Here is an 18,747-nt window from a genome sequence, read left to right as displayed (position 1 = left end):
AAAATTCACCTGTTGAGGCTGCGACAGAAAGGGCGGGAGTATACCCCAATCCGTACGGCCTCCACCGCCCTGGAAGGCCCTATGCCACGCTGCTTTTGGTGCAACGACGACCCGCTTTACATGGCTTACCACGACGAGGAATGGGGGGTTCCACTGCGCGCGCCACAGGCGCTGTTCGAGCTGTTGCTGCTCGAAGGCTTCCAGGCTGGCTTGTCGTGGATCACCGTCTTGAAGAAGCGCGCCCGCTACCGCGAGGTACTGTTCGGCTTCGACCCGCAGCGTCTGGCGCAGATGAGTGACGCGGAAATCGATGAGCGCATGCAGGACCCCGGGATCATCCGCAACCGCCTCAAGCTCAAGGCTGCGCGGCAGAACGCGCAAGCCTGGCTCAAGCTGGACGATCCGGTGACGCTGCTGTGGTCGTTCGTCGGCGGCACTCCGAAGATCAATCACTTCGCCGGCCGCGAACAGGTGCCGGCGGTGACGGTCGAAGCCGAGGCCATGAGCAAGGCGCTGAAAAAAGCCGGGTTTACCTTCGTCGGTCCGACCATCTGTTACGCCTATATGCAGGCGACGGGGATGGTCATGGATCACACACGCGATTGCGATCGCTATGCCGTACTGAGCAAGGCGACGCCTTAGCCTGCTTGCCGCGCGTTTCATCACCGGCCCTGGGCATGGTTACAATAGGCGTTTTCGACCGTGTGGAGTTGCCTGTGGAAAAGCTCAAAGGCGCCTTGGTGGTAGGTTTTCTGCGCCTGTTCGCCCTGCTGCCCTGGCGTGCCGTACAAGGCGTGGGGGCGGCTATTGGCTGGATGATGTGGACGTTGCCGAACGGCTCGCGCGCGGTCGCCAGCATCAACCTGAGCAAATGTTTTCCCGAACTCGATGCGACGACCCATCAGCAACTGCTGCGCCAGAGTCTTATGAACATCGGCAGGACCCTGACTGAAAGCGCCTGCGCCTGGATCTGGCCGGCGCAGAAGTCGATCGAGCTGGTACAGGAAGTCGAGGGGCTGGAGGTGTTGCAGGCGGCACTGGCTTCAGGCAAAGGGGTGGTCGGCATCACCAGCCACCTGGGCAATTGGGAAGTGCTCAATCACTTCTACTGTGCTCAGTGCAAACCGATCATTTTCTACCGCCCGCCGAAACTCAAGGCGGTGGATGAGCTGTTGCGTCAGCAGCGGGTGCAACTGGGCAACCGCGTCGCCCCGTCGACCAAAGAAGGCATTATCAGTGTCATCAAGGAAGTCCGCAAAGGCGGTGCCGTAGGCATTCCCGCCGATCCGGAACCGAGCTTGTCCGCAGGCGTATTCGTGCCGTTCTGCGCGACCCAGGCGCTGACCAGCAAGTTCGTGCCCGGCATGCTCACCGGTGGCAAGGCAGTCGGGGTGTTCCTGCATGCCCTGCGCCTGAGTGACGGCTCCGGCTACAAGGTCATTCTCGAGGCGGCGCCGCCCGATATGTACAGCGACCAGGTGGAAACTGCCGTGGCGGCCATGAGTACGGTGCTGGAGAAGTATGTGCGGGCTTATCCCAGCCAGTACATGTGGAGCATGAAGCGTTTCAAGAAGCGCCCGGCGGGTGAGGCGAAGTGGTACTGATGGCCACGCCTGCATCACTGTGCTGAAAAAAGGTGCCCATCAGGCACCTTTTTTATTTAGAGCACTGGGCCTTTCAGGCAATTTGCGTTATTAAAACGCCACCCTCTCCGTCTAGGATCGCCTGGCTCAATGTCCAATCAACGCCAACATCCGCGTACGCCGATGAAATGTCGGATCAAGATCTGTCATCCGAGCTTCGGCGAGCGGCTGGCCCAGACCAGCGACCTGTCCGACGGTGGGATCTATGCCAAGCATCCAGACCTGACTGCCCTGCCCCTGGGCGCTATCGTCACGGGCCAGGTACAGGACTTGCCAATAGAGGCGCCGGTGCTGCGCATGGAAGTGATGCGTGTGGATGCCGAAGGCGTCGGCCTGCGCTTCGTCGAGGTCTGACGGTTTCAGCTCGATGGGGCTTGCCGCTGCAGGCGCTTGATAAATACCGTCATCTCCTTCTCGGCCTGTTTGTCGCCGTGGCCCTGGGCCGCGGCGATGCCCTGCTGCCAGGCCTGCTCGGCGGCGCGGCTATCGCCCTGCTCCAGCTGCGCCTTACCCAGTAGTTTCCAGGCCGCGGAATACTTGGGGTCGAATTCGACGCAGCGCTGCAAGTGCTCGGCCGCACGGGCGAACTCCCCGGCATCCAGATAACCTTTGCCCAGACCGAAACGCAGCAGGGCGTTGTCCATGCCCTTGGCCAGCAGCTTTTCCAGGGATTCGGTGCTCATTGAGGGTCTCCAGCCAAGTGGAGCGAGACAGGCCCGCTCAACCTCTATCAGAAGAAGGTCAGGCCGACCTGGAACAGGCGCTCGGCGTCGCGGATGTATTTCTTGTCGACCAGGAACAGGATGACATGGTCGCCGGTCTGGATCACCGTGTCGTCATGGGCGATCAACACCTCTTCGTCGCGAATGATCGCGCCGATGGTGGTGCCTGGCGGCAAGGCGATGTCCTCGATGGCGCGGCCGACCACCTTGCTCGACTTGGCGTCGCCATGCGCGATGGCTTCGATGGCCTCGGCGGCACCGCGGCGCAGTGAGTGCACGCTGACGATATCGCCCCGGCGCACGTGGGTCAGCAGGGCGCCGATGGTGGTCAACTGCGGGCTGATGGCGATGTCGATCTCGCCGCCTTGCACCAGGTCGACGTAGGCCGGGTTGTTGATGATGCTCATCACCTTGCGCGCGCCCAAGCGCTTGGCCAGCAGCGAGGCCATGATGTTGGCTTCGTCATCGTTGGTCAGGGCCAGGAAGATGTCGGCGTCGTTGATGTTTTCTTCCACCAGCAGGTCGCGATCCGAGGCACTGCCCTGCAGTACGATGGTGCTCTCCAGATTCTCCGAGAGGTAGCGGCAGCGCGCAGGGTTCATCTCGATGATTTTCACTTGGTAACGGCTTTCGATGGCCTCGGCCAGGCGCTCGCCGACATGCCCTCCGCCGGCGATTACGATGCGCTTGTTGCTGTCCTCGAGGCGGCGCAGCTCGCTCATTACCGCGCGGATATGCGCCTTGGCGGCGATGAAGAACACCTCGTCGTCGGCCTCGATCACCGTGTCGCCATGGGGGATGATCGGTCGGTTGCGGCGGTAGATCGCCGCTACCCGGGTGTCGACATTGGGCATGTGCTCGCGCAGCTGGCGCAATTGCTGGCCGACCAGCGGGCCGCCGTAATAGGCCTTGACCGCCACCAGCTGGGCCTTGCCGCCGGCGAAGTCGATCACCTGCAGGGCGCCCGGGTGCTCGATCAGACGCTTGATGTAGTTGGTCACCAGCTGTTCCGGGCTGATCAGTACGTCGACCGGAATCGAGTCGTTATTGAACAGCCCGGAGCGGGTCAGGTAAGCCGGCTCGCGCACCCGGGCAATCTTGGTCGGAGTGTGGAACAGGGTGTAGCCGACCTGACAGGCGATCATGTTGATCTCGTCGCTGTTGGTCACCGCGATGATCATGTCGGCATCGTCGGCGCCGGCCTGGCGCAGCACCGTGGGGAACGAGCCGCGGCCCTGTACGGTGCGAATATCCAGGCGATCGCTGAGGTCGCGTAGACGGTCGCCGTCGGTGTCCACCACGGTGATGTCGTTGGCCTCGCTGGCCAGGTGTTCCGCCAGGGTGCCGCCGACTTGGCCGGCGCCGAGAATGATGATCTTCATCCGCTCTGTTCCTCAGCCGCGATCGGCGGCGATTTTGATCAGCTTGGCATAATAAAAACCGTCGTGACCGTCAGGCTGCGCAAGCAGTTGGCGGCCGTGCGGCTGTTTCAGGCCGAAGGGCCCGGCAATATCCAGCTCGCGTGCGCCCGAGGTACGTGCGAGAAAGCCTTTGATGACCTCGGTATTTTCGGTCGGCAGAGTCGAACAGGTGGCATAGAGCAGGATGCCGCCGACTGCCAGCGTCGGCCATAAAGCGTCCAGCAGTTCGCCCTGCAACTGGGCCAGGGCGGCAATGTCATCGGCCTGACGGGTCAGTTTGATGTCGGGATGGCGGCGAATCACACCGGTGGCGGAGCAAGGCGCGTCGAGCAGGATGCGCTGGAAGGCTTGGCCGTCCCACCACTCATCGACCGCGCGGGCATCGGCGGCTATCAGCTCGGCGTTGAGGCCCAGGCGCTGGAGATTTTCGCGCACGCGGACCAGGCGTTTCTCCTCCAGGTCGACCGCCACCACAGCGGTCAGCTGTGGCTCGGCTTCGAGCAGGTGACAGGTCTTGCCGCCTGGGGCGCAGCAGGCGTCCAGCACCCGTTGTCCGGGCGCCAGTTCCAGCAACTCGGCGGCCAGTTGCGCGGCTTCATCCTGCACACTGACCCGGCCTTCGGCGAAGCCCGGCAGGCCGGTGACATCGCAGCCCTGCTGAAGACGAATACCGTCAGAACTGAAGCTGCAGGGTTCGGCTTGGTAGTCGGCGGCGTGCAGTTCGGCCAGGTAGTCGTCACGACTGCCGTGGCGGCGATTGACCCGCAAGATCAACGGCGGATGGGCGTTATTGGCGGCGCAGATGGCCTCCCAGTGCTCGGGCCAGTGCGCCTTCAGGGCTTTTTGCAGCCAGCGCGGGTGGGCGGTACGCACCACCGGGTCGTGTTCCAGTTCCGCCAGCAGTTGCTCACTCTCGCGCTGGGCGCGACGCAGCACGGCGTTGAGCAGGCCCTTGGCCCAGGGCTTTTTCAGCTTGTCGACGCAGCCGACGGTTTCACCGAGGGCGGCGTGGGCCGGAATGCGGGTGTAGAGCAGCTGGTAGAGGCCGACCAGGAGCAAGGCTTCGACGTCCTTGTCGGCCGCCTTGAACGGCTTCTGCAGGAGTTTTTCCGCCAACGCGGCCAGGCGCGGTTGCCAGCGTGCAGTACCGAAGGCCAGTTCCTGGGTCAGGCCACGGTCACGTGGGTCGACCTTGTCCAGCTGGGGCGGCAGACTGCTGCCCAGCGAGGCCTTGCCTGAGAGTACCGCGGCCAGTGCCCGGGCCGCTGCTAGACGTGGGTTCATGGGTAGATCCTCATCACAGCAGCACCGCGCCAGCGGCAAATTGTTCGCGGCGGCTGTTGTACAGGTCGGCGAAAGCCAGCGCCTTGCCGCCCGGTAACTGCAGGCGCGTCAAACGCAGTGCGCCAACGCCGCAGGCCACGCTCAGGCCGTCTTTGCTGGCGCTTAGAATCTGTCCCGGCTGGCCCTGCCCTTCGCCCAGTTGCGCGCCGAGGACTTTCAAGGGCGCATCGTTCAGCGTGCTGTGACAGATCGGCCAGGGGTTGAAGGCGCGGATCAGCCGTTCCAGTTCGATGGCTGGACGGCTCCAGTCGATGCGCGCCTCCTCCTTGTTCAGCTTGTGTGCGTAGGTGGCCAGGCTGTCGTCCTGCACCTGGCCCTTCAGCGTGCCGCTGGCGAGACCGGCGATGGCCTCGATCACCGCTGCCGGGCCGAGGCTGGCGAGGCGGTCGTGCAGGCTGCCGCCGCTATCTTCTGCGTCGATCGGCGTGCTGACTTTCAGCAGCATGGGGCCGGTATCCAGCCCCGCTTCCATCTGCATCACGGTCACCCCGGACTCGAGGTCGCCGGCTTCGATGGCGCGCTGGATCGGCGCTGCACCGCGCCAACGGGGCAGCAGCGAGGCATGGCTATTGATGCAACCGAGGCGCGGCGTATCCAGCACCACCTGCGGCAGGATCAGGCCGTAGGCGACCACCACCATCAGGTCGGGTTTGAGCGCCGCCAGTTCGGCTTGCGCCGTCGGGTCACGCAGGGTCTGCGGCTGATATACCGGTATTGCATGCTGCACGGCGAGCTGCTTGACCGGGCTGGGCATGAGTTTCTGCCCGCGGCCGGCGGGGCGGTCCGGCTGGCTGTAGACCGCGATGACCTGGTGGGGCGTGTCGAGCAGGGCCCTGAGGTGCTCGGCGGCGAAGTCCGGAGTGCCGGCGAAGACGATACGCAGTGCTTCAGTCATGGGTGCTCGCTAAGAGAAAAGGCTTGCCGTTCAGGCTACGTGAGAACTGCTGCGCTCGGTTATGCGGCGTTAAAAACAGGCTCGAAACGCTCATGTACAGCTCGTACACTCCGCTTTCTCGCCTGTTTTATCCTTGCCTAACCTTTGCTCGCGACGTTCTCACGCACCCTGGGTGCAAGCCTTTGTATAAGTCGGGGTTCAAGCGTGCTGGCGGTGGAGCTTTTCCAGCTTCTTCTTGATGCGGTCGCGTTTCAGCGTGGACAGGTAGTCGACGAACAGCTTGCCGTTGAGGTGGTCGCATTCGTGCTGGATACATACCGCCAGCAGGTCTTCGGCGATCAGCTCAAAGGGCTGGCCGTCACGGTCCAGGGCCTTGATCTTGACTTTGGTCGGTCGATCGACGTTTTCGTAGAAGCCGGGTACCGACAGACAGCCTTCCTGATACTGGTCGATCTCGTCGGTCAGGGTCTCGAACTCGGGGTTGATAAACACCCGTGGTTCGGACTTGTCTTCGGACAGGTCCATCACCACTACACGCTTGTGCACGTTGACCTGGGTGGCTGCCAAGCCGATGCCTGGGGCGTCATACATGGTTTCGAACATGTCGTCGATCAGCTGACGCAGCGCGTCATCGACCACCTCCACCGGCTTGGCGATGGTGCGTAGACGTGGATCGGGAAATTCGAGGATGTTTAAGATCGCCATATGCGTTTGTGATGCACTTGTAGAATAAAGTCAAAATCCGCTGCTAAGATGATGAGCAGCAATGAAAAACGGCTTCACGCCGCGGTTCTACTGGGGTTTGGTCGCGGCGCTAGGGCGCTCCACGTGAAGGCACATAATAAAGGGATTCACCGCATGAGGAAATCACTACTCGCCCTGCTACTGCTAGCCGCAGGCGGCTTAGCTCAGGCCGAAGTGCAACTCAAGGACGGTCACCCAGACCGTTATACCGTGGTCAAGGGCGATACGCTCTGGGATATTTCCGGCAAGTTTCTCAGCCAGCCGTGGAAGTGGCCGGAAATCTGGCACGCCAATCCGCAGGTGGAAAACCCGCACCTCATCTATCCCGGCGACCTGCTCAGTCTGGTCTATGTCGATGGTCAACCACGTCTGATGCTCAACCGTGGCGAGTCGCGCGGCACCATCAAGTTGTCGCCGCAAGTGCGGCGTACACCGATGGCCGAAGCCATCCCGGCTATTCCGCTGGAGGCGATCAACAGCTTCCTGCTGAGCAATCGCATCGTCGATACCCCGGAAGCTTTCCAGGGTGCCCCTTATATAGTCGCCGGCAATGCCGAGCGTGTGGTCAGCGGCGCCGGTGACCGGGTCTACGCCCGCGGGGCGTTCGATGAAAGCGCACCGGTGTACGGCATCTTCCGTCAGGGCAAGACCTACATCGATCCAGACACCGAGGAGTTCCTCGGGATCAACGCGGATGACATCGGCGGCGGTGAAATAGTTGCCGAAGAAGGCGATATCGGCACCATGAACCTGATTCGCACGACCCAGGAAGTACGCCTCGGCGATCGTCTGTTCCCGACCGAGGAGCGGGCCATCAACTCGACGTTCATGCCCAGCGAGCCAGCCAGTGAGATCCGCGGGTTGATTCTCGATGTGCCGCGTGGCGTAACCCAGATTGGCCAGTTCGACGTGGTCACCCTGAACAAAGGGGGGCGTGATGGCCTGGCCGAGGGCAACGTACTGGCGGTGTACAAGACCGGCGAAACCGTGCGTGATCGCATCACCGGTGAGCAGGTGAAGATCCCAGACGAGCGTGCCGGTCTGTTGATGGTGTTCCGCACCTACGACAAGCTCAGCTACGGTGTGGTGTTGCAAGCGACCCGCTCCCTCGAGCTGCTGGACAAGGTGCGTAACCCCTAACACCCACAAGCCCCGCCAATGCGGGGCTTGTGCTTTATGAGTCGCGCCGTCCTCCAGTCGCCTGTGCGGCGCGACCGATCAAGGATGATCAAATGTCGCACGGCACCCGCCATTGCATTTCCCCTGCGGAACTCGAAGCCCGACTGCGCCTGCATAGCCTGCCGGAGCTGGGACCTCGGCGTTTTCGCAAACTGCTCACGGCGTTCGACAGTGCGTCGGCAGCCCTCAGTGCCCCGGCCAGCGCCTGGCGCGCTTTAGGCCTTCCGGCCGCCTGTGCCGAGCCACGCCGCAGTGCCGAGGTGCGTGAGCGAGCCGCTGCTGCGCTGGCTTGGCTCGGGGCGCAGCAGCATCATCTGCTGATGTGGGACGATCCTGACTATCCGGGTTTGCTCGCTGAGTTGAGTGATGCGCCACCCTTGCTGTTCATCGCTGGCGATCCCGGCTTGCTGGAGCAACCGCAGCTGGCCATGGTGGGCAGTCGCCGGGCCTCGCGGCCCGGCTTGGACACCGCGCAGAGCTTCGCCCGCAGCCTGGCCGCTGGCGGCTTCGTGATCACCAGTGGACTGGCATTGGGCATAGACGGCGCCGCCCACCAGGGCGCGCTGGATGTCGCGGGCAAGACCATTGCGGTACTCGGCACCGGGCTGCAGTGCTTGTACCCGCAACGACACAAAGCACTGGCCGCGGCCATCGTCGAGCAAGGTGGCGCGCTGGTCTCTGAGTTACCGCTTGATTCGCCACCTCAGGCGAGCAACTTTCCCCGGCGTAATCGCATCATCAGCGGCCTGTCTCTCGGTGTGCTGGTGGTCGAGGCCAGCCCGTCCAGTGGGTCCTTGATCACCGCACGTCTGGCGGCCGAGCAGGGACGTGAGGTGTATGCGATTCCCGGGTCGATCCATCACCCGGGCGCTCGCGGTTGCCATCAGTTGATTCGCGATGGCGCCACGCTGGTGGAGAGCATAGAGCATATTCTCGAGGCCTTGCGCGGTTGGCAGGCGCTGGCGCCTGAGTCCGCTGCAGTGCCAGCGCAGCACCCGCTGCTGGAGTTGCTGCACGCCGCGCCACACAGCAGTGAAGCCTTGGCGGCGGCCAGTGGCTGGCCGTTGTCCGAGGTGTTGGCGGCGTTGACCGAACTCGAGCTGGACGGCCGCATCGCGCGTGAAGGCGCGCTCTGGCTGGGCCGCACCGCCTAGCTTGGATACACTGCGCAGCATTCTTCAGCGGGACGGAGTGCAGTGAATGGTCAGCAGGTGGCAGGTACAGCAGGCGGCGCGCGTGGTGCGTGAAGGCGGTGTGATCGCCTACCCGACTGAAGCAGTGTGGGGCTTGGGCTGCGACCCGTGGAATGAATTGGCCGTGGATCGTCTGCTGGCGCTGAAGGAGCGGCCGATGGACAAGGGGCTGATCCTAGTGGCGAACGACATTCAGCAGTTCGATTTTCTCCTCGACGATTTGCCAGACGTCTGGCAAGAGCGCCTGGCCAGCACCTGGCCGGGACCGAATACCTGGCTGGTGCCACATCAGGATCGTCTGCCGCAATGGATTACCGGCCGGCATAGCAGCGTCGCTCTGCGCGTCAGCGATCATCCGCTGGTACGCCAGCTGTGTGCCCTCACCGGCCCGCTGGTGTCAACCTCAGCCAACCCTGCCGGTCGCCCGGCGGCGCGTACGCGGCTACGGGTCGAGCAGTATTTCCCGCGGCAATTGGACAAGGTGCTGGGCGGCGCGCTCGGCGGTCGCAAGAACCCCAGCGTGATCCGCGACCTGCGCACCGCTGAGGTGATCCGCCCGGCATAGCATGTCCTGGAGGATCGCAAGCATTTCGCGGCCAAGGCCGCTGCCACACTGGCGCGTTGGTTGTGGCAGCAGCCTTGGCCGCGAATGGCTTCCCTCTACGGCAACAGAATGGTCGAGCCGGTGGTCTGCCGCGCGCTCAGGGCCGTCTGCGCGGCAGCGGCATCGGCCAAGGTATGGCGCTGGCCGATCTCGACCTGCAACTGGCCGCTGGCAATCATGCCGAACAGCTCGTCGGCCATGCCCTGCAGATGCTCGGGGGTATCGGCGTAGCCCGCCAGGGTCGGGCGGGTGACGTACAGCGAGCCCTTCTGCGCCAGGATGCCCAGGTTGACCCCGGTCACCGCGCCTGAGGCATTGCCGAAGCTGACCAGCAGGCCGCGCGGGGCGACGCAGTCCAGCGAGGTCTCCCAGGTGTCCTTGCCGACGCCGTCATACACCACCGGGCATTTCTGGCCGTCGGTCAGCTCCAGCACTCGCTCGACCACGTTCTCATGACTGTAGTTGATGGTCGCCCAGGCGCCTTGTGCCATGGCCTTTTCGGCTTTCGCAGTGGAGCTGACCGTGCCGATCAATTTCACGCCCAGGGCCTTGGCCCACTGGCAGGCGAAGGAACCGACGCCACCGGCGGCGGCATGGAACAGAATGGTCTCACCGCCCTTGAGGGCGAACGTCTGGCGCAGCAGGTACTGCACGGTCAGGCCCTTGAGCATGACCGCTGCCGCCTGCTCGAAGCTGATCGCATCCGGCAGCTTGACCAGTTTGCTGGCGGGCAGTACATGCAACTCGCTGTAGGCGCCCAGTGGGCCGGTGGCATAAGCCACGCGGTCGCCGACCTGGAACTGGCTGACGGCTGCGCCGACCGCTTCGACGATGCCTGCCCCCTCGGTGCCCAGGCCAGAAGGCAGGGCAGGTGGCGGGTAGAGGCCGCTGCGAAAATAGGTATCGATGAAGTTCAGGCCAATCGCCCGATTCTGCACGCGCACCTCATGGGGGCCGGGGACGGCAGGCTGGTAATCGACAAACTCGAGGACTTCGGGGCCGCCGTGGCGGCTGAACTGGATACGCTTGGCCATGTCAGGTTCCTGTCGAACGGTTAAGCCGGTGATAATGCCGGGCGTGGGCAAAACAAGCACCTATCCAATCGTCCCCATTGACCTGCGTCAACTGCGAGGGGCAAGGCGCAAATGCTATGCTAGCCGCCGATTTCGCCGCCAGCCTGGGGCTGTGCGGCCTGACCCGTTTAAGGTGCCGCTGTGAGTGATCGTACTGAGGCCGTGAAGGCCTACCTGCTCGACCTGCAAGACCGTATCTGTTCTGCCCTGCAAGCCGAGGACGGCAGCGCCGAGTTTGTCGAGGACGCCTGGCAGCGTCCGGCCGGCGGTGGCGGGCGCACGCGGGTGCTGGCGAACGGCGCAGTGATCGAAAAGGGCGGGGTCAACTTCTCCCATGTGTTCGGCAGCGGCCTGCCGCCTTCGGCCAGCGCCCATCGTCCCGAACTGGCCGGTCGTGGTTTCGAGGCGCTCGGCGTGTCTCTGGTGATGCACCCGGAAAACCCGCACATCCCCACCTCCCACGCCAACGTGCGCTTCTTTATCGCCGAGAAGGAAGGCGAGGAACCGGTCTGGTGGTTTGGCGGCGGTTTCGACCTGACGCCCTACTACGCCGTCGAGGAAGACTGCGTGCACTGGCACCGGGTCGCGCAAGCGGCGTGCGCGCCCTTCGGCGAGGGCGTGTACCCGCGCTACAAGGCCTGGTGCGACCGCTATTTCCATATCAAGCATCGCAACGAGCCGCGTGGCATCGGCGGCCTGTTCTTCGACGATTTGAACGAATGGGACTTCGAGACCAGCTTCGCCTTCGTCCGTGCCATCGGCGATGCCTACCTTGAGGCCTACCTGCCGATCGTGCAGCGGCGCAAGGCCACACCGTTCAGCGAGCAGCAGCGCGAGTTCCAGGCCTTCCGCCGCGGGCGCTATGTCGAGTTCAACCTGGTCTACGACCGCGGCACGCTGTTCGGTCTGCAGTCCGGCGGACGCACCGAATCGATCCTGATGTCGTTGCCGCCGCTGGTGCGCTGGGGTTACGACTGGCAGGCCGAACCGGGCAGTGAGGAAGCGCGACTCACCGAGTACTTCCTGACCGATCGTGACTGGCTCGGCGCGGCGCAATAAATTGTAGGATGGGCTAGCCGCACAGCCGATATACGCTCGATGCTGCTGTGTATATGCGGGCGTAACCCATCACTCCGGTATGCCTGCTGGCGCTGCGTTGGGTTATGTCGTGGCCTTTTACTTTTTCGTGTTTCTCAGGTCGGTGCCTCGCCACTAACCCAGCGAGTGTGTTCTCCGCAAGCAAAGGACTTTTCATGGACCGCTACGGCGTATTCGGCAACCCCATCGGCCACAGCAAGTCGCCGTTGATCCATCGACTGTTTGCCGAGCAGACCGGCCAGCAACTGAGTTACGAGGCCTTGCTGGCGCCGCTGGAGGACTTCGACGGCTTTGCCAAGGCGTTCTTTAGCACAGGCAAGGGCGCCAACGTCACAGTGCCGTTCAAGGAGCAGGCCTACCAGCTGGCCGATAGCCTGACGGCGCGCGCCCAGCGCGCCGGCGCGGTGAACACCCTGAAACGACTCGACGACGCTAGCCTGCTCGGCGACAACACCGACGGTGCCGGTCTGGTCCGCGATTTGACGATCAATGCCGGCCTCGATTTGCGCGGCCAACGCATCCTCCTGCTCGGTGCTGGCGGTGCGGTGCGTGGGGTGTTGGAGCCCCTGCTGGCCGAGCAGCCAGCGGCGCTGGTGATCGCCAACCGCACGGTGGAGAAAGCCGAGCAATTGGCGCGCGAGTTCGCCGACCTGGGCCCGGTGCTGGCCAGCGGCTTCGACTGGATCGACGCACCGGTCGACCTGATCATCAACGGCACCTCGGCCAGCCTGGCCGGAGAGCTGCCGGCGATTGCCCCGAGCCTGATCCAGCCCGGCCACACCCAGTGTTACGACATGATGTACAGCAAGCACACCACTGCCTTCAATCAGTGGGCTACCGCGCATGGCGCCGCGCGCACCCTGGACGGCCTGGGCATGTTGATCGAGCAGGCCGCCGAGGCGTTCTACCTGTGGCGTGGGGTGCGTCCAGACTCGGCGCCAGTCCTGCAGCACATGCGGGTGTTACTGGCGCAGGGGTGACGCTGGTCTAGTCCAAACCTTAGTTGGCTAGGCGAAGGCCAAGGCTATCGGCTCTAGTCATGGGCCGGGCATGGTCACGCAACTGCCATGTCACCGGGTAATGCTGCTCAAGTCCAATTACAAGAGAGCGCTTCCCCATGCAAAAACTCCCCCTGCTGATCGCTGGCCTAGGCCTGGCGTTCTCGGCATCCCAGGCTGGCGCCTGGTCGCAACCTACGCATAAAAACATCGTCAAGGACGCCTTGGCCTACATGAACTCGACCTATGCCACGGCGGACATGCGCCGGGCCTATCAGTTCTATGTGCAGGCCGCCGGCAGTGAAGCCAGGGCCGGAGAGGTACTCGGCCAGGCCGCCTATGATGTCGACGACTTCCAGGACACCCGCCTGGGTGGTTGGTGGGTGGGCTACGAATACGCCCCGGCGTGGAACGCCGGGGCCTCCCTGGTCAATTACACCTCGTACTGGCACTTCATCAATATGGGACGCCAGGGCGACGCCCATGGCAATGACCATGGCGGCTACGACTACCGCTACCACAAGGTCGACGGCAGTGCGTCGGACGTCGACTGGTACGCCATGGTCTACCTGTACAACCGCGGCTTGAAGACCGAGGACTACAACAGCACCGAGGCACACTATCGCCAAGGCAGTACCTCGAACTGGAAGGAGCATTACGACGACTTCCAGGTGGCCGCCTTCCAGCCGATCGATAACCTGGCCAAGTACTGGTTCGATCAGTTCAAGGCGGCGCCGTCGCTGCAAACCATTGGTTTCTCCCTGCATGCCACCGGCGACGTGGCGCAACCGCACCACACCTGGATCACCTCGGCCAATGGCCATTCCAGCTGGGAAGGATGGGTAGATGATCACTACTTCAGCGAGCAGCTGAACACCCAGGCGGCGGTGGTCAACCTGGTGGGTAACTATGACCCACGCAAACCCTTGCGCGACCTGCTGACCCAGACCGCCCAGGTGGCCTACCAGCATCCCGAGCCGCTGTACGACAGCAGCTACGCTACGCGCTTGCGCGTGGCCAAGGAGCTGATTCCGGAGTCCATCGCGCTGACCGTCAATGTACTCACCAAGGGCGCGAACAGCTTCTATGGACAAGGTGGCCTGTAAGTCACGCAACCCGTTCTGGCGGGCGGGTTGCACCGGGGCTTTGCTGCTCGGGCTGAGCGGCTTCGGTCTGCCCGCCAGTGCCAGCCAGGACCTGCGCATCGATGGCGAGGTACTGCCCGCTAAAAGCATCCAGTTGCTGGAGCAGGCGCTGAGCCGGGTCAAGCCCGATAGCGATGCGCACACGCTGCGTCTGGGCCTGGTGGAAAACCATGTGCTGGCGCGGGCCGTCGAAGCCGAGCTGGAACTGGCCACCCGTCAGGACCTGGAGGCCTTGGTCGAAGTCGAGGCGGCCAACCTGATCGAGCAGGTGTATGGCCAGCAACTGCAGCACGATCTCGCACCCTTTCTCATACAGCCCAAGGCGCTCAGCAGCCAACGCCTGCGCGAGACTCTGGCGCCCAAGTCGCAAGGCGTGGTGCTCAATAGTCTGTTGCTGAGCGAGGCGCAGCAGGCCGAGGCGATGCGGGTCGAACTGATCAGCTGGCAGTTTCCCGACCAGCCGACCCAACGCCTGAACCTGCTCGAACTGTACCGGGGCGTCAGCGTGCAGGGCCAGGTCGAACTGCAGCAGGGCAACCTGAGGCTGATGGCGCAACTGGTGCACGACTACGCAATGCGCGATTACCTCTGGTATCAGCTCGCTCGGCAAGGCTACAGCCAAGCACAGCTGCAAGGCGTGCGCAGGCTGGTGCGCGATAAGCTGGTGCGGCACAAGTACCTGCAGCAGATTGGTTTGCTCAGCGACTTTCACCATGAAACGGCTGGCCTCAAGCAGCTGGCGCGCAGCGTCAGCGACGCCGACGCCGAGGCCTATTACCGGCGCAACCTGGCCCAGTACCGCAACGTCGCCCAGGTCCAGGCCGCGCATATCCGTCTGCCCGATCAGGCCAGCGCCGACCGGGTGTACGCCGAGTTGCAGCAGGGCCTGGACTTCGAGCAGGCGGTGCGCCGGTATTCGATCGCCGAGGACAAGCAACGCGCGCGGCCCGGCGACCTGGGGCTGATTCGGTATGACGACCCGCATCTGGATTTCTTGCGCAAGACCGCACTGATTCAGAAGGCCGACACGTTCTCGCAGCCGATGTTGATCGAGGGTGGGTTCGAGATCGTCCAGGTGCGTACCCGTGAAGATCGCCAGCTGCCGCTTAGCGACCCCAGCGTGCGCTACGAGGTCAATCAGGCGGTGGCCAAGGAGCAGCTGGCGGCGCAGTTCCAGGCGCGCCTGCAAGCCTTGACCGCCGCCGCCAGGGTGGAGGGTCTGTGAAGGGCTGGCTGAGCCTGGCGCTGGCCAGCACTGGTCTGGCGGTGGGGGCGAGTGTCTGGCTGCTGCCGGCCGTATCGGCGCCGCCAGTCACGGCCGGCGCAAGCCAGCCAGCGCCCCCGCAGTTATTGCTCGCACCGCACTTGGTCGTGAAAACGCCGGTGGCGAATAGGCCGGTGCCTGCGCCGCTGAAGCCAGAAGACGCGCTGGAAGTGCCCGCGGCCTACTCGGTCGCGGAAGCGCAGATGCTGATCCAGTTGATGGCCGAGCAAGGCGATCCGCGCCAGCCTGCGCTGGGCCAGTTGCAAACGCGGACACAGGCCAGCGAGGCGCAACTGGCCGATCCGCAGCAGTACGCCGCCTTTGCCGATAAGCAGGCGCGCGCCTTGGTGCAGGTCTGGGCCAGTGGCGTGCAGCAGATCCCCTCTATCCGCGAGCGCATCGAGCAGGCCGCGCAAAGTGGCGAGCGCAGCGCCGTGGAGATCGACGAGGCGCGGGCGGCGCTGGAGCAGTTGCAGCAGTTGCACAGCCGCCTGCAACGCGAGTCCCCGGAGCTGCTGCCGGGCGGCGACAGCGGCGTTGCGCCGCCCTCTGCCAGTCGCTGAGGCGCGGAGTCAACGCGATAGTCTCATTGACTCGGTTCAGTCCTCGAACTGCACCGGGCAGTGCTCGGCGCCTTCCAGTTTATGAATCTCCTCGATCACCTGCGGCCGGGCGCGGCGCAGGATCAGGCTGCGATTCTGCGCCAGCAGGCGACGCGCTTCCTGATGGAGCATTTCCACCCCGGCGTAGTCGATGAAGTTGACGTGGTGGGCGTCGATCACCACCCGCTCGCCGTGGCTGCGTTGCAGCAGCTGTTGCAGGTACTGGCAGGCGCCGAAGAAGATCGAACCCTCGACCCGCAAGAGCTCTTCCTCGCCTTCCTGCCAGACCTTCACCCGCGGTTGCGAGGTGCGCTTGAGGTAGAAGAACAGCGAGGCCAATACCCCGGCATAGATCGCCGTCTGCAGCTCCAGCAGCAGGGTGGCCAGCAGGGTCAGCAGCATTACCAGAAACTCCGAGCGACTGACCCGATACAACGCCTTGACCCCGGCGATATCGATCAGTCCCCAGCAGATCAGCAGGATGCTCGCGGCCATGCAGGGCAGTGGGATGTGCGCGATCAGGCGTGCGCCGAACACCGCGAACAACGCCACCAGCAGCGCCGAACAGACCCCGGCCAGCGGCGAGCGGGCGCCGGCCTGCAGGTTCAGCGCCGAGCGGGTGAAGGAGCCGGCCGACAGCGAACCGGAAAACCACGGACCGAACATATTCGACAGGCCCTGGGCGCGAACCTCCTGATTGGCATCGAGAAACTGTTGCGATTTACTGGCCAGGGCGCGGGCGATCGACAGGCTGATGACCAGCCCGAGCATGCCGCAGGCCACGGCTGCCGGCAGCAGCTGGAGGATGTTCGACAGTTTGAAGGTCAGCGGGCTGAAGGGCGGCAGTTGACCTTCGAAGGCGCTGACCAAGGCAATCCCTGCGGCCTGTTCGGGTAGCAGGAACACCAGCAGGCTGCCGGCGCTGATGCCCAGCAGCAAGGCCGGCGCACGTGGCCAGAGGCGGCGGATCAGCAGGCTCAGGCCGAGGGTGAAGAGGGTCAGCAGCAGGGCACGCCAATCACTCTCGCCCAGGTGCTGGCCAATGTTCAGCAGCGTATCCAGCGCCGTGGGCTGGCTGGGAATCTGGATGCCGAGCAGGTTGGGTAACTGACCGAGGGCGATCACCACGGCAGCGCCGAGGGTGAAACCGAGCACCACCGAGTGCGAGACGAAATTCACCAGAGCGCCGAAGCGCAACAACCCGAGCAGCCACTGGAACACGCCGGCGAGAAAGGTCAGCAGCAGCACCAAGGCCACGAAGTCGGCGCTGCCGGGCGTGGCCAGTGGACTGACGCTGGTGAACAGGACGATGGAGATGGCCGCGGTGGGGCCGCAGATCAGGTGCCAAGACGAGCCCCACAGGCAGGCGATGATCACCGGCAGTATGGCGGCGTACAGGCCGTACTCGGGTGGCAGTCCGGCGATCAGCGCGTAAGCGATGGACTGTGGCAAGGCCAGAATCGCGCCGGTCAGGCCGACCAGCAGGTCATTGCCGAGGCTGCGCCGAGTGGTGTTGGGCAACCATCTGAGAAAGGGCAGCAAGGTCTGGCGGCTGGGTAGCGGCATGGGTGTCGCTCGGTCCTGGCGTGGGCTTACGGGAGTCTGCCCACGCGAGTTGAGCAGGCCGTTGAAAAACTACTGCGCTCGGCTATGCAGCGTTGAAATCAGCCCGGGACGCGGCGTCTCAAAATGCTCATGTACTACTCGTACACTGCGCTTTTTTGGCTGATTTCGCCTTGCCTAGCCATCGCTCGCTACATTTTTCAACGGCCTGTTTGTACGGCTGTTTCAGGCGGGGCTGGAGCCCAGCCTACGCCAATCCACCTGGATTATTCAAAGACGCGCTTTGACCGCTGCCAGTGCATCGCCGCCATCGCGGGTGGTGACCCCTTGCAGCCAGCCGTCGATAACCGTCGGGTTGGCTTTCAGCCAGTTCTTGATGGCTTGTTGGTTATTGGCCTGCTTGCTCAGCACCTGGTTCATGATGGCGTTCTCCATCTCCTGGGTGAAGCTCAGGTTGCTCAGCAGCTTGCCGGCGTTCGGGCACTGGCTGGCGTAGCCCTTGCGCGCCAGGCTGTTGACGTGGCCGCTGTCGCCGAAGTGCTGCTCGCCGCCCTTGAGGTATTTCATGTCGTGCTGCACGTTCATCGGGTGCGGGGTCCAGCCGAGGAAGACCACGTACTTGTCCCGTTTCACCGCGCGCCCGACCTGGACCAGCATGGCCTGCTCGCTGGACTCGACCAGCTTCCAGTCACCGAGGCCGAACTCGTCGGCTGCGATCATCTTCCTGATCGATTCGTTGGCCGGTGAGCCGGCGGCGATGCCGTAGAGTTTTCTGTCGAACTGGTCGGCGAACTTGTCCAGGTCGGCGAAGGTTTTCACCCCGGCCTCATAGGCGTAGGTGGGCACGGCCAGGGTGTATTCGGTGCCGCTGAGGTTTTGTGCCAGTTTGTCGACGATGCCGCTGGCGACGAACTTGTCGTAGTTGTCCTGCTGGGCCGGCATCCAGTTGCCGAGAAAGGCATCGACCTGACCCTTCTGCAGTCCGGCATAGATGATCGGTACGGCGAGGATCTGTGTCTCGGTCTTGTAGCCCAGACCGTCAAGGAGGAACTGGGCAATGCCGTTGGTCACGGCGATGTCGCTCCAGCCTGGATCACCCAGCCTGACCTTGGCGCAGCTGGCGTCTTCGGCCTGGGCGGTGAGCGCGACTGTGCCAAGCAGCAAGCTGGCGACGCAGGCGTTTTTAATTGTTTTCATGGCGACTTTCCTCGGAGTTTGGTTCGGCGCGGGCAGGGCACGCGCCTAATAGGAATGGCTCA

General features: G+C 63.7%; 19 protein-coding genes. 11 read left to right on the top strand and 8 right to left on the bottom strand.

The window, feature by feature from the left end; genetic code table 11:
* Window positions 1-81: 81 nt before the first annotated feature.
* The 3 genes from TMS3_RS02705 to TMS3_RS02695 all read left to right on the top strand — a co-directional run bounded on the left by TMS3_RS02705 (window position 82) and on the right by TMS3_RS02695 (window position 1,997).
* Window positions 82-642, top strand: coding sequence for a DNA-3-methyladenine glycosylase I (locus TMS3_RS02705; protein ID WP_025163708.1), 561 nt, complete (start codon window positions 82-84; stop codon window positions 640-642).
* Between the two features lie 74 nt (window positions 643-716).
* Entirely contained in the window at window positions 717-1,604 is an 888-nt protein-coding gene (locus TMS3_RS02700; RefSeq protein WP_025163707.1) for a lysophospholipid acyltransferase, read from the top strand.
* Window positions 1,605-1,733: 129 nt separating this feature from the next.
* Window positions 1,734-1,997, top strand: a complete 264-nt coding sequence (locus tag TMS3_RS02695) for a PilZ domain-containing protein (protein ID WP_025163706.1) — start codon at window positions 1,734-1,736, stop codon at window positions 1,995-1,997.
* Window positions 1,998-2,002: 5 nt separating this feature from the next.
* On the opposite strand, the gene TMS3_RS02690 is transcribed toward TMS3_RS02695, so the two are convergent.
* The 5 genes from TMS3_RS02690 to def all read right to left on the bottom strand — a co-directional run bounded on the left by TMS3_RS02690 (window position 2,003) and on the right by def (window position 6,730).
* Complete coding sequence (locus TMS3_RS02690) at window positions 2,003-2,326, bottom strand: tetratricopeptide repeat protein (RefSeq protein ID WP_025163705.1); 324 nt, start codon at window positions 2,324-2,326, stop codon at window positions 2,003-2,005.
* Between the two features lie 47 nt (window positions 2,327-2,373).
* Window positions 2,374-3,747, bottom strand: a complete 1,374-nt coding sequence (gene trkA, locus TMS3_RS02685; protein ID WP_025163704.1) for a Trk system potassium transporter TrkA — start codon at window positions 3,745-3,747, stop codon at window positions 2,374-2,376.
* 12 nt (window positions 3,748-3,759) lie between these two features.
* Entirely contained in the window at window positions 3,760-5,070 is a 1,311-nt protein-coding gene (gene rsmB / locus TMS3_RS02680; RefSeq protein ID WP_025163703.1) for a 16S rRNA (cytosine(967)-C(5))-methyltransferase RsmB, read from the bottom strand.
* Window positions 5,071-5,083: 13 nt separating this feature from the next.
* Complete coding sequence (gene fmt / locus TMS3_RS02675) at window positions 5,084-6,025, bottom strand: methionyl-tRNA formyltransferase (RefSeq protein WP_025163702.1); 942 nt, start codon at window positions 6,023-6,025, stop codon at window positions 5,084-5,086.
* Window positions 6,026-6,223: 198 nt separating this feature from the next.
* Window positions 6,224-6,730 carry a peptide deformylase gene (gene def / locus TMS3_RS02670; protein WP_025163701.1) on the bottom strand — a complete coding sequence of 169 codons (507 nt, stop codon included), beginning with the start codon at window positions 6,728-6,730 and terminating at the stop codon, window positions 6,224-6,226.
* Between the two features lie 153 nt (window positions 6,731-6,883).
* On the opposite strand from def, the gene TMS3_RS02665 reads away from it, so the two are divergent.
* The 3 genes from TMS3_RS02665 (at window position 6,884) to TMS3_RS02655 (ending at window position 9,706) form a co-directional block, all read left to right on the top strand.
* On the top strand, window positions 6,884-7,909 hold the full coding sequence (locus tag TMS3_RS02665; protein WP_025163700.1) for a LysM peptidoglycan-binding domain-containing protein: 1,026 nt from the start codon (window positions 6,884-6,886) through the stop codon (window positions 7,907-7,909).
* 92 nt (window positions 7,910-8,001) lie between these two features.
* Window positions 8,002-9,102 (top strand): DNA-processing protein DprA, encoded by a 1,101-nt coding sequence (gene dprA, locus TMS3_RS02660; protein WP_025163699.1) that lies wholly within the window; start codon window positions 8,002-8,004, stop codon window positions 9,100-9,102.
* Window positions 9,103-9,148: 46 nt separating this feature from the next.
* On the top strand, window positions 9,149-9,706 hold the full coding sequence (locus TMS3_RS02655) for an L-threonylcarbamoyladenylate synthase (RefSeq protein WP_025163698.1): 558 nt from the start codon (window positions 9,149-9,151) through the stop codon (window positions 9,704-9,706).
* Window positions 9,707-9,801: 95 nt separating this feature from the next.
* Here TMS3_RS02655 and TMS3_RS02650 read toward each other — a convergent pair whose 3' ends face one another.
* Window positions 9,802-10,779 (bottom strand): NADPH:quinone reductase, encoded by a 978-nt coding sequence (locus TMS3_RS02650; protein ID WP_025163697.1) that lies wholly within the window; start codon window positions 10,777-10,779, stop codon window positions 9,802-9,804.
* 180 nt (window positions 10,780-10,959) lie between these two features.
* Between TMS3_RS02650 and hemF the strand changes: the two genes are divergently transcribed.
* The 5 genes from hemF (at window position 10,960) to TMS3_RS02625 (ending at window position 15,886) form a co-directional block, all read left to right on the top strand.
* Window positions 10,960-11,877: an oxygen-dependent coproporphyrinogen oxidase gene (gene hemF, locus TMS3_RS02645; protein ID WP_025163696.1), complete on the top strand. Its 918-nt coding sequence runs from the start codon at window positions 10,960-10,962 to the stop codon at window positions 11,875-11,877.
* 194 nt (window positions 11,878-12,071) lie between these two features.
* Entirely contained in the window at window positions 12,072-12,896 is an 825-nt protein-coding gene (aroE, locus tag TMS3_RS02640) for a shikimate dehydrogenase (protein ID WP_025163695.1), read from the top strand.
* A 137-nt stretch (window positions 12,897-13,033) separates the two neighbouring features.
* Window positions 13,034-14,020 carry a phospholipase C/P1 nuclease family protein gene (locus TMS3_RS02635; RefSeq protein WP_025163694.1) on the top strand — a complete coding sequence of 329 codons (987 nt, stop codon included), beginning with the start codon at window positions 13,034-13,036 and terminating at the stop codon, window positions 14,018-14,020.
* Window positions 14,001-15,284 carry a peptidylprolyl isomerase gene (locus tag TMS3_RS02630; protein WP_025163693.1) on the top strand — a complete coding sequence of 428 codons (1,284 nt, stop codon included), beginning with the start codon at window positions 14,001-14,003 and terminating at the stop codon, window positions 15,282-15,284. Before TMS3_RS02635 ends, TMS3_RS02630 begins: the two co-directional genes overlap by 20 nt.
* Window positions 15,281-15,886: a hypothetical protein gene (locus TMS3_RS02625; protein ID WP_025163692.1), complete on the top strand. Its 606-nt coding sequence runs from the start codon at window positions 15,281-15,283 to the stop codon at window positions 15,884-15,886. The genes TMS3_RS02630 and TMS3_RS02625 overlap by 4 nt, the downstream gene beginning before the upstream one ends.
* A 36-nt stretch (window positions 15,887-15,922) precedes the next feature.
* On the opposite strand, the gene TMS3_RS02620 is transcribed toward TMS3_RS02625, so the two are convergent.
* Window positions 15,923-17,491 carry a SulP family inorganic anion transporter gene (locus tag TMS3_RS02620; RefSeq protein ID WP_025163691.1) on the bottom strand — a complete coding sequence of 523 codons (1,569 nt, stop codon included), beginning with the start codon at window positions 17,489-17,491 and terminating at the stop codon, window positions 15,923-15,925.
* A gap of 267 nt (window positions 17,492-17,758) precedes the next feature.
* Window positions 17,759-18,685 carry a choline ABC transporter substrate-binding protein gene (choX, locus tag TMS3_RS02615; RefSeq protein WP_025163690.1) on the bottom strand — a complete coding sequence of 309 codons (927 nt, stop codon included), beginning with the start codon at window positions 18,683-18,685 and terminating at the stop codon, window positions 17,759-17,761.
* Window positions 18,686-18,747: the final 62 nt, after the last annotated feature.

The organism is Pseudomonas taeanensis MS-3 (assembly GCF_000498575.2).
Lineage (GTDB): Bacteria > Pseudomonadota > Gammaproteobacteria > Pseudomonadales > Pseudomonadaceae > Aquipseudomonas > Aquipseudomonas taeanensis.
This window is presented reverse-complemented; position numbering and strand designations above follow the sequence as displayed.

Coding starts and splice junctions, on each gene's coding strand:
- TMS3_RS02705 (WP_025163708.1), top strand. CDS start 82: ATGCCACGCTGCTTTTGGTGCAACGACGACCCGCTTTACATGGCTTAC.
- TMS3_RS02695 (WP_025163706.1), top strand. CDS start 1,734: ATGTCCAATCAACGCCAACATCCGCGTACGCCGATGAAATGTCGGATC.
- TMS3_RS02690 (WP_025163705.1), bottom strand. CDS start 2,326: ATGAGCACCGAATCCCTGGAAAAGCTGCTGGCCAAGGGCATGGACAAC.
- trkA (WP_025163704.1), bottom strand. CDS start 3,747: ATGAAGATCATCATTCTCGGCGCCGGCCAAGTCGGCGGCACCCTGGCG.
- rsmB (WP_025163703.1), bottom strand. CDS start 5,070: ATGAACCCACGTCTAGCAGCGGCCCGGGCACTGGCCGCGGTACTCTCA.
- fmt (WP_025163702.1), bottom strand. CDS start 6,025: ATGACTGAAGCACTGCGTATCGTCTTCGCCGGCACTCCGGACTTCGCC.
- def (WP_025163701.1), bottom strand. CDS start 6,730: ATGGCGATCTTAAACATCCTCGAATTTCCCGATCCACGTCTACGCACC.
- TMS3_RS02665 (WP_025163700.1), top strand. CDS start 6,884: ATGAGGAAATCACTACTCGCCCTGCTACTGCTAGCCGCAGGCGGCTTA.
- dprA (WP_025163699.1), top strand. CDS start 8,002: ATGTCGCACGGCACCCGCCATTGCATTTCCCCTGCGGAACTCGAAGCC.
- TMS3_RS02655 (WP_025163698.1), top strand. CDS start 9,149: ATGGTCAGCAGGTGGCAGGTACAGCAGGCGGCGCGCGTGGTGCGTGAA.
- TMS3_RS02650 (WP_025163697.1), bottom strand. CDS start 10,779: ATGGCCAAGCGTATCCAGTTCAGCCGCCACGGCGGCCCCGAAGTCCTC.
- aroE (WP_025163695.1), top strand. CDS start 12,072: ATGGACCGCTACGGCGTATTCGGCAACCCCATCGGCCACAGCAAGTCG.
- TMS3_RS02635 (WP_025163694.1), top strand. CDS start 13,034: ATGCAAAAACTCCCCCTGCTGATCGCTGGCCTAGGCCTGGCGTTCTCG.
- TMS3_RS02630 (WP_025163693.1), top strand. CDS start 14,001: ATGGACAAGGTGGCCTGTAAGTCACGCAACCCGTTCTGGCGGGCGGGT.
- TMS3_RS02620 (WP_025163691.1), bottom strand. CDS start 17,491: ATGCCGCTACCCAGCCGCCAGACCTTGCTGCCCTTTCTCAGATGGTTG.
- choX (WP_025163690.1), bottom strand. CDS start 18,685: ATGAAAACAATTAAAAACGCCTGCGTCGCCAGCTTGCTGCTTGGCACA.